The organism is Poseidonibacter lekithochrous (assembly GCF_013283835.1).
Lineage (GTDB): Bacteria > Campylobacterota > Campylobacteria > Campylobacterales > Arcobacteraceae > Poseidonibacter > Poseidonibacter lekithochrous.
Map to the genome: position 1 here is coordinate 1,707,680 of NZ_CP054052.1, position 15,781 is coordinate 1,723,460.

Annotated in this window: 9 protein-coding genes; all 9 read left to right on the forward strand. The window is 26.3% G+C overall.

Annotation, left to right across the window (positions count from 1 at the left end):
* Window positions 1–5 precede the first annotated feature (5 nt).
* The 9 genes from ALEK_RS08130 (at window position 6) to ALEK_RS08170 (ending at window position 15,769) form a co-directional block, all read left to right on the forward strand.
* The gene (locus ALEK_RS08130) at window positions 6–2,450 is read left to right on the forward strand and encodes a tetratricopeptide repeat protein (protein ID WP_071625663.1); all 2,445 of its coding nucleotides are present in this window, start codon (window positions 6–8) and stop codon (window positions 2,448–2,450) included.
* Window positions 2,451–2,477: 27 nt separating this feature from the next.
* Window positions 2,478–4,604, forward strand: a complete 2,127-nt coding sequence (locus tag ALEK_RS08135) for a type I secretion system permease/ATPase (protein WP_071625662.1) — start codon at window positions 2,478–2,480, stop codon at window positions 4,602–4,604.
* 3 nt (window positions 4,605–4,607) lie between these two features.
* Window positions 4,608–5,882, forward strand: coding sequence for an HlyD family type I secretion periplasmic adaptor subunit (locus ALEK_RS08140; protein ID WP_071625661.1), 1,275 nt, complete (start codon window positions 4,608–4,610; stop codon window positions 5,880–5,882).
* Between the two features lie 96 nt (window positions 5,883–5,978).
* On the forward strand, window positions 5,979–6,932 hold the full coding sequence (locus ALEK_RS08145; protein WP_071625660.1) for a hypothetical protein: 954 nt from the start codon (window positions 5,979–5,981) through the stop codon (window positions 6,930–6,932).
* A gap of 9 nt (window positions 6,933–6,941) precedes the next feature.
* Complete coding sequence (locus ALEK_RS08150) at window positions 6,942–8,087, forward strand: hypothetical protein (protein WP_071625659.1); 1,146 nt, start codon at window positions 6,942–6,944, stop codon at window positions 8,085–8,087.
* A 9-nt stretch (window positions 8,088–8,096) separates the two neighbouring features.
* Window positions 8,097–8,837: a hypothetical protein gene (locus tag ALEK_RS08155; protein ID WP_071625658.1), complete on the forward strand. Its 741-nt coding sequence runs from the start codon at window positions 8,097–8,099 to the stop codon at window positions 8,835–8,837.
* Window positions 8,837–12,772, forward strand: coding sequence for a TolC family protein (locus ALEK_RS08160; protein ID WP_173424129.1), 3,936 nt, complete (start codon window positions 8,837–8,839; stop codon window positions 12,770–12,772). The genes ALEK_RS08155 and ALEK_RS08160 overlap by 1 nt, the downstream gene beginning before the upstream one ends.
* Window positions 12,769–14,949: an EAL domain-containing protein gene (locus ALEK_RS08165; RefSeq protein ID WP_071625656.1), complete on the forward strand. Its 2,181-nt coding sequence runs from the start codon at window positions 12,769–12,771 to the stop codon at window positions 14,947–14,949. Before ALEK_RS08160 ends, ALEK_RS08165 begins: the two co-directional genes overlap by 4 nt.
* Complete coding sequence (locus ALEK_RS08170; RefSeq protein ID WP_071625655.1) at window positions 14,933–15,769, forward strand: hypothetical protein; 837 nt, start codon at window positions 14,933–14,935, stop codon at window positions 15,767–15,769. The genes ALEK_RS08165 and ALEK_RS08170 overlap by 17 nt, the downstream gene beginning before the upstream one ends.
* The last annotated feature ends 12 nt before the right edge of the window (window positions 15,770–15,781 follow it).

Sequence of the window (15,781 nt, forward strand, 5' to 3'; positions counted from 1 at the left end):
TTTAAATGGAAAAAACAATATATACACCAAATATTTTTAATGCGCAGAATATAGAAGATGCAAAAAAAATCATATTAACAAAAGAAGGTGACTTAGAAAGTGAGCAAAGGTGGCAAAAAGAGACACCTTTCTTGGTGGATTCAATTATTGAGAATTTAAAGATAAATCAAAATCATACTGTACTTGACTTTGGATGTGGTATTGGACGAATTGCAAAAGAGTTAATACAAAAAACTAATTGTAATGTAATTGGTGTTGATATTTCAGAAGATATGAGAAAAATGGCTATTGAATATGTAAATAATGATAAGTTCAAAGTTATCTCACCAAAAGATTTAGAACTAAATGCCAAAAAAGGTTTTAAAGTTGATAGTGCTTATACAATTTGGGTATTACAACATTGTATTAAACCTCAAGTTGAAATTAATTTAATTAAATCATTACTAAAAAGAGATTCATTATTTTATGTTGTAAACAATAATCAAAGTGCAGTTCCTACAAATAAAGGCTGGGTAAATAATGGTATTAATATTTTAGAACTACTTAGATTTAAATTTGAAGAGACTAAAGAAGATAAAATTCCTGTTGAAATAGCAGATGAAAATATAAATAAACATACTTTTATTTCAGTTCTTAAAAACTCTAAAGGTTATGCAAAACTTTCAACAAATAAAGAAGTTTTAGATTTATTAGATGAAGCTTTAGTATTTTATGAAAAGAAAGACTTAGATAAAGCAAAAGAAATTTATTCAAAAGTTTTAGAAATAGAAGCTAGTAATGAAATGGCAACAGGTAATTTAGGAATTATTGCAAAAGCACAAGGTGATGTAAAATCAGCAATTGAATATTATATTAAAACAATAAAACTTAATCCTGATAATCCATTAACATATAATAATCTTGGTAATGCTTTTAAAGAAATAAAAGATTATAAAAGCGCAATTATTGCTTTTTCTGATTGTTTAAGAAGAGATCCAAAAAACTATAATGCTTTTAATAATTTAGGAATTGCTTATGAAAGTGCAGGGCAAAATGATAATGCCATTAATGCATATAAAGAAGCTATTAGAATTAACCCTAACTACTCAAAATCAATTAATAATATTGGTGTATTATTATATAAGCAAAAGAAATATGATGAAGCAATTAAAATCTTTGAAATTGCATTAAATACAGATCCTGAATATCATGAATTACATAGTAATATTGGAGCTTCTTACAATAAACTAAAAAAATATGATGAAGCAATAGAATCTCTAGAATTAGCAATTAAAAAAGACCCCAAAAATGGTGGAGCATATACAAATCTTGGAAATGTATATAATAAATTAGATGATTATAAAAAAGCAGCAAAACTACATGAAGAATCAATTAAATTAGCACCAAAGGGTTCTAATGCTTATAGTAATGTAGGAACATCATATAAATATTTAGGATTTACAAAAAAAGCAATTGATTCTTATAAAAAAGCAATTGAATTAGATCCAAATTTTGTTAATGCTCATTTTGATTTGTCAACAATGTATCTATCAAAAGGTGATTTTGAACTAGGTTGGAATGAATACGAGTGGAGATTCAAAAAAGAAGAAATGATTCCTCATATTATTAATAATAAAGATATTTTCTCAAAACCAATGTTTTCAGGAAAAGAAGATATAAAAGATAAAACTTTATTATTACACTCTGAGCAAGGTTTTGGAGATTCATTACAATTTATTAGATTCTTACCTCAAATAAAAGAAAAATTCAATTGTAAAATTGCAGTTAAATGTAGAGATGAATTAAAAGAGTTATTTAAATGTATAAAAGAAATTGATGTTTTAACTCATAGAAATGAAGCAACTCCAGAGTTTGATTACCATTTACCAATTATGAGTATGCCGTTTATTTTAGGTATGAAAAGTTTAAAAGATTTACCAAAACAAACTCCATATTTAACTGCTCCTAAAGATGATACTTTTAATATTAAAAAAGAAAAAGGTAAATTAAATGTTGGTATTTGTTGGAGTGCTTCTGTAACAGGAGAGAGTTATGATGGAAAAGTATTTGATTTAAAATATCTTGAGACTTTAATTAATAGTGAAAATACTAATGTCTATACTTTACAAGTAGGACCTGAAAATGAAGATATTAAAAAATCAGGATTTGAAGATAAAATCATTGATCTAACAGACAAACTAACAGATTTTTCAAAAACTGCTAGTTTAATGAAAGAACTTGATTTAGTTATTTCTTCTGATACATCAGTTGCACACTTGGCAGGAGCTTTAAATGTACCTGTTTGGATACCTTTACAAAAGATTCCTGATTGGCGTTGGCAAAACAAGGGAGAAACTACTTTATGGTACCCAAGTGCTAAATTATTTAGACAAAAAACACCTAAAGTATGGGAAAATGTGTTTAAGTCTATTTATGGTAAACTTTATTCAAAATTTAAAATTAAGATTTAAATAAATAATTTAAAATATGGATAAAATTTGGCTGAGAATCAAGAAGAAATTGAAAGCGAAAAAATAGTTGACGAAATAGAAAATAGAGAAGATTTCCCTTTAATTTATTCATTGAAATATATCTTGGATTTTTACTTCGGTGAAATTTCTATTGAAACGATTCTAAGTCTTTCTGCAACAACATCAAAAGGTTTCACTCCTGAAATTGCTATTGATGTTGTTAATGAAGTTGGTCTAACTGGTGTAGAAAAAGAAATTGATGCAAATGAAATACCTACACACTTCTTCCCTTGTATTATAATTGATAAAAGTGGAAAACCTTATATCTTACAAAAAAAAGAAAAAGATATGTATCTTTTTGACCCAATATTAAATAAACAAATTAAAGAAAAACCTTCATTTCTAAAGAACTTCAAAAAAGCTATTTTAATTTTTAGAAATCCTAAAAAAGAAAAGATATTAGATGAAACAAAAAATAAAGATTGGTTTTGGAATCCAATAAAAACTTTTTGGAAGTCATATATTGAAATTGGTATCTTAACTCTGTTTATCAATATTTTTGCATTAGCAGTACCTTTATTTACAATGAGTGTATATGATAGAGTAGTTCCAAATAATGCTACTGAAACTCTATTTGTTTTGGCAAGTGGAGTTATTATTATTCTATTATTTGATATATACTTTAAAAGTGTTAGAAATCATATTATTGAAAGAGTTGGTAAAAAACTAGGTGTTTACTTAGAAGAAGAACTAATGAAAAGAATGCTTAATATAAAATCTGAGTATGATAATATGTTAGTTGGTTCAAAAGCAAACTTATTTAGAGAACTAAATCAAATAAGAGATTTTTTTGCAACTAAATCAATTTTACAAGTAATTGATTTACCTTTTTTCTTTATTGCTATTATTGTAATTTATTTAATTTCACCTGCTGTTGCAGCTGTTCCATTCGTTGTTGCAATACTAATTCTTATTTTTAACGTAATAATGCAAATACCAATTTCAAATTTAAGTAAAAAAAATATTGAAAATGTTCAATCAAAAAATAGTTATTTAGTTGAAACTATCCAAGGTAGTGAGATTATTAAACTATCTAATGCTTCTTCAACAAAACTATTTAACTGGAGAAGTTTAGTAGCTGTTACAGATTCAATTTCTCTTAAAATACAATCATTAAATGTATTTTCAATGAACCTATCACAGACAATTGTTCAATTTGTAACGATGATGGTAATTGTTGTTGGTGTTTTTGAGATTGCTGATAAAAGTCTTACTGTTGGGGGATTGATTGCTGTTACTATTCTTTCTAGTAGAGCAATGGTTCCCGTAATTCAAACATCTATGATGGTTATAAGACTTAGAGAGATCAAAGAATCTTTAAATAATATAAACGAATTTTGGCACTTACCTTTAGAAAATGATAATAGCAAAGAAATTGGTATTGGAAAACTAAGAGGCGAAATTGAATTTGCAGGAGTTGATTTCTATTATAAAAATAGTAAATTCCCTTCATTAGATAAGTGTAATCTAAAAATTAATCCAGGTGAGAAAGTTGGTATTATTGGGCAAACAGGAGCTGGAAAAACAACATTCTTACGATTATTAACAGGACTTGATACTGCGACTAAAGGTAGTATTTATTTAGATGGACATGAAATTTCTACTTTACATCCTGTTGAAGTTAGACAAAATGTCGGTGTTATGCCTCAAGAGCCGTTTTTATTCTCTGGAACTCTAAAAGAAAATATTGAATTATCTAATCCTATTAGTAAAGAGCGAATGATGAAAATTATTAAACTTACTGGTTTAGAAGATTTAGTTAAGAAATCAGGTCAGGGTGATGCTTTACAAGTAGGAGAGCGAGGAAGTAATTTATCTGTTGGTCAAAGGCATTTAGTTGCACTTGCAAGATCTATTTTGAATGAACCTCCTGTTATGATACTTGATGAGCCAACAACAGGTATGGATATAGGTTTAGAAAAAACATTAATTACTCATATGAAAAAACTATTAGAAGATAAAACACTAATTGTGATTACTCACAGATTTGCAGCATTAGAATTAGTTGATAGAGTGATTGTATTAAATAATGGTAAGATTGTAGCGGATGGTCCAAAAGATCAGGTTTTAGCTGCATTACAACAAAAGAAGTAATAAATGAATAATAAATTTTTTGAAGAAACTAAATGGAACTATTATGTATCTGTTATACCTGTAATGCTATTCTTTATTGCATTTATAACATGGTCAACATTTAGTGAAATAGATGAAGTAGTAAGAGGAACTGGAAAAGTTGTTCCTTCAAGTCAAACAAAAATATTACAAAACCTTGAAGGTGGTATTATTTCTAATATTAAAGTCGCAGAGGGAGATACTGTTAAAAAAGGTGATGTTATATATACATTATCAAATGAGTTCTTTAAAGCGGATTCTAAATCAAAAGAAATTGATTTATTAGCATATCAAGCTAGTGCTATTAGATTAAAAAGTTCAATTGAAGAGATGGGAAAAATTGTATTTCCGAATGAAATGATTGAAAAAATACCTGATATTGTCGAAAATGAAATCAATATTTTTCAAGAAGATTATGACAATAGACAAACTCGTATTAATATTGCAAAAGATCAATTAAAACAAAAAGAGTTTAAACTTCAAGAAGCACAAACTAAATTTGATAACTTATCAATTGAATTAAATCTTGCACAAGTAAATATGCAAATTCTAGAGAAACTATATAAGAAGCAAGTAGTATCAAAAAAAGATTATATTTTTGAATTATCAAAAAAACAAAGTTTGGTTACAAGGTTGTCAGAAACAAGAAATAACATTCCTATCATTGATGAAGAAATAAAAGAAGCAATCAAAAATATCACTTCTGTTAAATCTGAAATTCGATCAAAACATCTTAAAAAATACTCAACTCTTAAAGCAGAGATAAATAAATTAATTGAAAGAAATAAAGCAAATACAGATAGAGAATTAAGAAAAGATGTTATTTCTCCTGTTAATGGTGTTATAAATAAGCTTTACTTTTATACTTATGGTGGAATTGTAAAACCAGGTGATAAAATGGCTGAGATTACACCTATAGACGATTCTCTTACAATTGAAGCTAAGATTAAAACTTCAGATAGAGCATTTATTTGGATAGGTCAAGATGTATCTGTAGAAATTACAGCATACGATTTTTCTAAGTATGGATTATTAAAAGGAAAACTAATATCTATATCACCAGACTCTTTCGAAGATAGAAATGGAAATGTTTTTTATATTGGAAAAATTAAAGCTGATGCTAATCAATTCGCACCTGATCTTCCAATTCTTCCAGGAATGATCGCTAATGTAAATATTCTAACAGGTAAGAAAACAATCCTGCAATATATCATTAAACCACTAAAGAACATTGGAAAAAATGCATTAATAGAACAATAGTAAAGAATTAAAAAAATAATTGAATAAAAATTTTATTTATTTAAAAGTTTTATTGATGTATTATAATTATCTTTAAAAGCACACACGAGGATTAGTATGTTTAGTTTCTTTAAATTTCTTCAAAGTAGTTTAAAAACCTTAAAGCAAAAAAAAGGTTTATGGTTTACGATTTTAGGAATTCTTTCTATTACTGGTATTTTTTTATCTATTTATCTTTTATCTCATATGACACAAAACGCATCGAAAGAAGTATACGAAAGTATCTCTTCTGGATACAATAAAAGTTTCAAAAATAGATTAAATGACAAAAACAGAGAATTCAATAGAATTATTTCTTCTATATTATCTAATAAAACTTTAGTTGAAAATGTAGCTGCTAATGATCTAATAAATGTAGGAGAGAGTATTCTATCTTACAATGACAATTTTTCAAAAACACCTTTAAATACATTAAAACTTTCTTTTTACCCTGTTATAAATCAGGTTAACCAATACAGAAATAGTATTAATAACTCAATTGCCTCAAAAAATAAAACATTTGGTATTGAAGTATTATTAGATGGTGTATTTATTGTTTATATTCAACCTATTGTTGTTGAAGATAGAATAATTGGTGTATTAGAATTAAAAGAAGAACTTAGAACACTAAAAAGTGAATATACAAGAGAAAACTCAATCTTTCTATTTATGTTAGAAAGTAAAATGCTTAATAAATTATCAATTAAATCTAGAACTGGAAAATATAGAGAAGTAATTGATGAAATTTACGTTGAAGAACAAAAGTATGATGGACAATTTTTTGCAAAAATTATTGAAAATGGTAAAGAGTCTTATAAAGAGTTATTAGATGTTGGTTATTCAGTGGATGATCAATACTTTAGGTCTATTAGAAAAGTATCGGATATTGATGGTAACGTTATTGGTGTTATTGTTCTTGGTCAAACGGTTGCTGATAGTGGTGCTTTTGTTAATATTGTTGATAGAATGACAAAAACAGTAACTACTGTTGCCTTAGGTCTTGTTATCTCTATACTATTATTTATGTTTTAGAGGTATTTAATGAGACGGATAAAAATATTAAAAATATATTTTATTTTTTTACTATTTCTTGTATTTTTAGTTTTTTCAAACTTAAAATTAATTAGTAGTTTCTTTTTAGCGACATTAACTTTTAATGTTGCTATTCTTACGATTTTTTCTATTGGTTTACTTATTTTATACCAAGCAGCAATTAAACTTACAATGCTATCTGGTACTTTTGGTATTCTTGCATATAAAAAAGGAAAAGACTTAGAGTTTTACCTACAAGGTATTACAGGAGTATTTCCTGCAACTATTGCACATATGTTTAATAGAAGAGCAAAAAAAGGTGTTTTATATTTCACTCAGACTGAAGCTAAAGATGTTAGTGACTGGTTAGGAGATCAGTTTTTTAATCAAAAAGGTTATACTAACTTCTTCGTTGGAACATCACTTATGTTAGGTTTATTTGGTACCTTTACAGGATTACTAGTTGCCATTGATGAAATGGGAGCTATTATTTTATCTTTTGGTGGAGATGATATTGATCTTGGAGAAGTTATGACTAGTTTCTCTGGACCCCTAGGTGGTATGTCAGTAGGTTTTGCATCTTCTTTATTTGGAGTTGCTTCAGCAGTAATTTTAAATGTTATGCAATATATTTTAACTAGAAACCAATCTGCATTCTTAGTAGATGTAGAAGATTGGATGAAAGGTAAAATTATTGAATCTCAAGCTGCTGATATCGATGGTGGACAAAGTGGAATGGTAATGTCTCAACCAGCAGCAGGTGGTGGAGCAGCTTCAGGAATGGCTACAGGTGGATTTCTTGATGTATTTGTTGATACTATGGGTGATTTTACGGATAAACTTGAAAAAGCTAATCAAAATTCAGAAGATTTATATTCTGCGATTAATGATAATTTAAATAGTAATAATCGAAGTACAGAAAAAGAATCAATGCTTCTTGAAGATGTTGTAAATAATTTACGTGAATTAAATGTAAATCAATTCTCAAATGCATCAATGATGGAAGAATCATTACAAGAAATATCTAATGTTATTATGGCTGAGCACAGAACTGTAAAAAGAACACTAGCCTTACAAGAAGATAATAATAAATTATTATTAGAGTTGGTTAATACCTTAAATAAACGAATTGATCAAATAGAGAAAAGAAGGTAATAGTTTTTTATGTCTAAGTGTGAAGAAGAATTTAACCCCTGGCCATCATTTGTTGATATTTTTTCATCAGTAATTTTGGTTATGTTGTTATTCTTATTAGTACTTTTAGTAAATTTAGGTTTTTACGCTCAATTTAAATATAAAGTTTCTTATACAGGTTCTATTACAACTGATGAATTGATTTTAAATAGCACTCCTAGCCCTATTAAAGTTGATGATTTAGAGAAAAAAGAAGAACAAAAAGAAGAAAGTACCCAAACAGTAGTTCAGCAAATGCAAGCTGAAGTAGTAAGACTTAGAAAGATTATTAAAGAAAGAACTACAAAAGCAAAAGAACTTGAAGAGGCAGAAATTGAAGCTGGTGGTATAGATGTTGCAGATAATAGAGATGATGATAAAGCTCCTAAGCAGCTAATTGTAGAGACTGATGACTATTTTATTGTAACGTTTAAGAAAAATGAAATATTTTTTGATAATGGAATTACAAAAGAGTTAAAGATTTTTATTAAAAATGCACAAGAGAAATATAAAAACCATAAAATTTTAATTAGTGCTTCAGATATAAAAGGAAGAGCTAGTGCAACTGTTGCAAAACAAGTTTCACTTACAAGATCAATTGGTGCAAGGAATCTAATTAGAAAATTAGGTTATGAGAAAAGAGATGTAAGAATTGATTTACTTGCTGATACAAAAGTAAAAGAACAAATCAATGATGAAAATGGATATTTATTAATTAGGATTAAAAAATAGTGAGTAATTTCTTTAAAAAACAAATATTTTTGTCAACTATTGTATTTGCTGTTTTTTGTAATGCAGCTGGAACAGAACTTATTCCTGAAGATGATTTAAAAATAATTGAAGGCAAAAAAACTCCTTTATCATCATTTGAAAAAGATATTCTTAGTGAAGGAATTAGCGCAGAAAAAGATGAAGAAGGTTATGTTGGGGCGATTGATCCAACAAAATTTGAAAAAGTAAAATTAATTGATGTTGTTTATGAAGCTTTATCTACAAGTGATATATTAAAATCTTCAAGAGAAAAAGTTGTACAACTTGACTTAAAATTTCAAGATTCGTTAGCTGCATTTGCTCCTACTATGAATTTAGAATACAACTATGGTAGAACACAAAAAAATCCATCTGGACAAGAAGGTTATGAATATAAATATTTTGATGACAGAAATTATAGGTTTGTTATTAATCAGAGTTTATATTCTGGTGGGTCTAGTACATATGATGTTCAAAATGCTTATAAGAAATTAGAAGTTGGTAAAAATCAATATAGAATTGTATTAGAAGAAGAGATTAAAAAAGCAATTAGATCATATTTTGGTGTTGTTTTTTCTTATAGATCTGTTTTAGTTAATGAAAGAAATATGAAAAAACTAAAAAGAATTCTTCAAATTGTTACTGTAAAATATGAAAATGGTGCAGCTACAATTGGTGATATGACTTCAATTAAAGCTAGTGTTGCAAATGCTACAACTAAACTTGTTAGGGTTAAGTCTAAATTTGTAGAAGCTCTAAGATTTTATGAGTATATCTCTGGTGCACAGTTTGAAAATACTCTTCCTTATGAAAGAAACTTTGATATTGAAATAGAAAATTTTGATGATGTTTATACTAGAGCTTTAGAAAATAATAAAGGACTAATAAACTATTATAAAACAATTGAAGCTGAGGCTTATAGAATGAAAAGTGCTCAAGCTGCCTTTAAACCAAAAGTAGATTTTGAATTCTCTTATAAAAAAACTTTTGAACAAGAAGATGATAAAGAAAAGAAAGATGCAATCAATGGTAAATTTAAAGTAACATATAATTTATATAATGGTGGAAAAGATAAAAATAAAATTCTTGAAGTTAATAGTGCTATTAGAGACTTAAAATATAGACTTAGTGAAGAAATCAGAAAATTAAAATGGAATTTATCAAAACTATTTACATCTGTTGATTCTGTTAGTCAAGCTTTAGATAGTACTATTACTGAGATTGTTGCATCTAGAAAAGCTGTTAGTTCTTATTGGGAAGCCTTTAAACTAGGGGAACAAGACTTACAAACTTTACTTCAAGGTCAAAAACAATTAAATTCAGCAGAAACAGAATTAGTTAAATTTGAAGAAGATTATATTACTGATTTCTTTAGTATTTTAGAATTAACTGGTGATTTATCTTCTTTCTTTGATGTTGACCCTGATAATCCTAAATTTATTGATTTTTCTAGAAGTGATTACAAAAAAACAATTGATCCTAGTATTGTAAAAGAATTAGGAATCGATTTAAAAACTGGAAAAGAAATAAAAAAAGATAAAAAAGCAGATTTAGTAGAAAAAGAGGACGAATTAGAAATTAAAGATCCTGCTCTTGCTGAATTTGCAAGTTCTTTAGATGAAAATATAAATAAGTATTTAGAAAAATTCATGAACTTCGATGATGATAGTTTTATGATTGAGATTAGTAAATTCGATAATGTTTATGATTCTTTTAATTTCTTAAAAGAGAAAGAAATAGATAAAGATTCTATTGCTTATGATGTTATTGATAACTATGAATTAGAAACTAGAATTGCTCATAATAATTTTGAAACTATTGAAGATGCACAAATGTATCTAGATAATTTAGAAAGTAAAGATACAAACAAAAAATATGAAATAAAAAAAGTATCTGATATTAAATCTTCATATAATAAATATATTGATGGTTTAAAAATTGAAAAACCTAAAGTTGAAACTAAAATTAAAATTGTTGAAAAGATTTATCAGCCTGTAAAAAAAGATATTTTTATTACTAATGCTGAATTTAAAAAGAAATTCTTAGAAGCTGATGCAAGTAAGTTTACAATTAATGTTAGTTCATTTACAAAAATTGAAGATGTAGAAAAACTAATTAATGAGAATCAAATTTTTGATAATACATTATTTTATTACTATGGTGATAATGGACAACTAATAAAGGTTGTATACGGTTTATTTGATAATTATAAACTTGCTGAACAATCATTAAGTTTACTTTCTTTCTCTGAAACAACAATATTTCCTGTAGTAGAAAAAGTTGCTTTTGTTCAAGAATCATATAAAAATAATATAGATTTTAATGAGAAAAAAGAAGAACCTATTGAATATGAATATATTGATATGACAACTAATAAAGTTACAAAGAAAACTATTAAAAAAGAAATTAAAGATATAGAATTAGAAGATAAAACTAAAAATATAAAACTTGATAGTGATGATAATATAAGTAATTTAGAAAAGCTATTAGATATTGAGAATCCTGAAAAAATAGAAAAAATAGAAAAAACAGAAAAATCTGATATTAAAGAGAATTTAATTGAAGTTGATACAAAATCTGATGATATTACTATTGATGTTGTTGATAATGGTAATATTTCATTTGTAGATAAATTCTTATCTTCACCTAAAGAATATTTTTCATTAAATATTGCTGCTTTAGATAGTATGGAAGATGCTAATGTTTATGTTAAAAAGCATTCACTTGAAGATAAAACTATACTAGTAATTTCAAATAGTGGAAAAATAATGGTTATGTATGGTATTTATTCTAGTTCTGTTGATGCAGAAAATGATTTATCATTATTACCTACTGTTATTTCTAAAAATAAGCCAATGATATTAAAAATATTCAGATTACAAGATTCATATAATAAGAATAATTTAAATGATGATAGTTCTATTATTGAAGAGATAAGAATCGTAGAAGAACAAGCTGCAAAAGAGGCTCAAGAGAAAGCAAGACTTGAAGAGTTAAGAATCGCAGAAGAAAAAGCTGTAAAAGAAGCACAAGAGAAAGCAAGACTTGAAGAGTTAAGAATTGCAGAAGAACAAGCTGCAAAAGAAGCACAAGAGAAAGCAAGACTTGAAGAGATAAGAATCGCAGAAGAAAAAGCTGAAAAAGAAGCACAAGAAAAAGCAAGACTTGAAGAGATAAGAATCGCAGAAGAAAAAGCTGAAAAAGAAGTACAAGAAAAAGCAAGACTTGAAGAGATAAGAATCGCAGAAGAAAAAGCTGAAAAAGAAGTACAAGAAAAAGCAAGACTTGAAGAGTTAAGAATCGCAGAAGAACAAGCTGCAAAAGAGGCACAAAAGAAAGCAAGACTTGAAGAGATAAGAATTGCAGAAGAACAAGCTGCAAAAGAAGCACAAGAGAAAGCAAGACTTGAAGAGATAAAAATCGTAGAAGAAAAAGCTGCAAAAGAAGCACAAGAAAAAGCAAGACTTGAAGAGTTAAGAATTGCAGAAGAACAAGCTGCAAAAGAAGCTCAAGAGAAAGCAAGACTTGAAGAGTTAAGAATCGCAGAAGAACAAGCGGTGAGCGAAGCTCAAGAAAAAGTAAGACTTGAAGAGATAAGAATTGTAGAAGATGAAATTAGTAATGATGAAATACAAGTATTTGATACATTAGATAATTTCATTGATAAATTTGATGACGCTACTAATAAATCATATACAGTTAAATTATCATCAATTGAAAGTAATAAAGTAAGATGGTATATTCATAGATTTGGTTTAAATAGCAATAATATTGTGATTATCGAGAATGGTAATATTTCAGATATTTATTTTGGAGCATTTGATTCACTAGAAATAACACAAGATGCTATAGGAAGCTTACATCCAGTTATCTCTTCAAATAACCCTACAATTATGACTATTGAGGAAGTTGAGTGAAAAGAGTAGCAAATAAATTTTCTAATGATAGTAATAAAAATTTTATTCTTTTAATAGTAATTTTTTTAGCTTTATTTGGATTGTCTTCAAAGCTATTCTTTACTGATTATAAAAATAAATTAGTTGATAGAGCTACCTCTAGTTTTGATTTAAATATAAATTTTTTAAATACTTTTTTTGATAATAATATTCTTAATTATGATTCTACTATAGTTGAATCTATTGATAAAAATATTGATTTATCATTATTTAAAGATATTAATTTAATTTACAATAAATATATTTTTGATAAAAATTCTTTACTTAGTAATACTTCTGGATTTGATGATACATCTTGGAAAATTGCTGAAGTTGCGGTTGATGCAAAATATGGTTTTATAAAAAAAATCCCAAATAGCTCTTTGTATGAATTTGTAGCATCTACTAATTTTGATGTTGATTTACCTATTGTTATTCGGTATCAAGTATATAAAAAAGGTCAAATTAGAAATTTCTTGACGAAGTTAGAATTCAAAAATTTAAAAATTAGAAAGTCATTAGATGCTGATAAGTTTTATAAAATACTTAATAGTTTTATTAATGTGGATTTGCGAGATAAAACACATGAAATAATCATTGATAAGCAACTAATCGCTGTAGTAACATATAAATTAAATAACTATACTGTAAAACAAGATTTACATGATTTTATTACTAAACTTATTATTTACACTTTAATTATGATTTTACCAATTCTTTTTGTTGTTGGGTTTTATCATAAGTATATTTTCAAAAGATATGTTAAAAATCCTGTTATTTATTTAAATAAATATCTTGATAATATTATTGGTAATAAGTATGCAACTATTGATAAAAGTAACTTTGAAGGTACAGATGAGATAGTTGAATTAACAAAAAAAGTAACTAAAATATCATCAAAAATTGCCTCTTTAACTAATGAATTAAATATCAATAAAGAAACTTTAGAATTAAAAGTTTCTACTGATACTTTAACGGGATTACCGAATAAAAGTATTTTTGATTTTGATGTTAAAAATATGTTTGTATCTTTAACTAAAGGTTATATTTCTATTATCAAAATAGATGACCTTACTAAGCTTAGTAAAGATCATGATTCTGGATATATCAATAATTTTATTGAACACTATGTAAGTAGTATTAAAAATACAGTATATAAGTTTTCAAAGTCTGATATTAAATTATATAGATTTTACGGTTCTCAATTTGCATTTGTTGCTAAGAATATGAATGCTCAACAATTAGAACAAATATGTGAAAGCATAATTAAAAATTTAACAAAAGATATGGATGGATATACGGTTCCTGATGATATGATTCAAATTGCTTGTACTTCATTTGATTTATATGGAACAATTGATAGTAATATTGAATTAGCAAACAAATCTTATGATCTATCAAAAGCAAAAGGCCCTAATTCATATAATGTAGTTGCTGAAGAAGATATTGCTAAAAATTATGAGTTATTAGATAATAATGTAAAAGAGATTATTGATAACGCTAGCTTCGATATTAAATTTGTTCTTGATACATATTCATTTGATAATCCAGAAGAAGTTCTTATGAAAGAGGTTTCTCCAATTCTTTTAGATCATAATAATGAAAAGTTACTAATAGGTTCTTTTGTTTCAGTAGCTCAGAAATTAGATTTAATTGATAAATTTGATAAAGAAGTAATACAAAAAGCTGTTGATTTTATAGAAACTAATAAAGTTAATTATGAACTTGCAGTTAATTTATCTTTTGCTTCCATTATCAATGAAGACTTCATGTCTTGGTTAGATAATTTAATAGAAGAAAAAAGTGATATTATGAATAAAGTTGTATTTAGTATTACAGCTTATAGTGCATATTTAAATAAAAGAGATTTTGAACGATTTATTAAACATATGAGTGAAGTAGGTGGTAAAGTTTTACTTAAGAGATATAAAACTGAAGAATATCCTTTAGAAAAATTAAATGGTCTGGATTTAGAATACATTAGAATTCATAAAGACTATACTTCAAACTTTACAAATGATGTTGTAAAAAAACACAAAGTAAAAAACACATTGATTTATGGTGAATTAAATAATATTAAAGTTATAACAGATACAGTTAAACTAGATTTAGATTATAACTTACTTGATAGGCTGGGAACATATGGTACGAGTAGATAGAAAATTTTTTATAAATATTTTGTTTTTTCTAGTAATGATTATATTTACTGGTTGTTCAACATCATTATATGAGCAAAGTAGTGAGAAAGAATATACTTCAACTCGTGAGTATAAGGATATTTCTAAGGATGCTATTTTTGAAGCTGCAAAAAGGGTTTTCCTTATTTCAGCTTATGGTGAAGGAAAGTTTTTATTAGATTCATATAGAAATAATTTATTTGTAACTAAGTCCAGAGTTTCTTATAATTTATTTTCAAGTGCTTTATATGAAGATAATTGGGATCTTAATATTAAAGAAATAGACAATGTTAGTAAGGTTCGATTAACATTGAAAAGAACTACTAATTTAAATGAAAAAGAATCTGTATTTTTAGATAAAAAAACTCATAATATTTTTTGGGATAGAGTTGATTATTTATTAGGTTATAAAGATGAATGGAATTCTTGTAATAAAACTTTTGTTTATCAAAAAGCAGATTTTATTTATCAAAAATTACACTTTAGAGCTTGTCAAGAAGTTGGATTTACTGATAATTTAAAGCCAAACCAATATGATATAATTAGAAATAAACTAATATCACAAAGAATTCCAGCAAAATCTATTCCAAGTATTGCTGATGATATTCTAAAAGACGATATCGTTCTTACAGTTGATGATGCTGATACAGATATATTAGAAAAAGAAGATGACATCAAAAATGTTACTGTTGAAGAGACAGCAGGTTTAGATGCTTTAGATAAAGAGATCGAAAAACTTGATAAGCTAGTAACTGATAATATTGATGAAACACTAAAAAAAATAGAAAAAAATAAAGAATAATTTATATAAAGG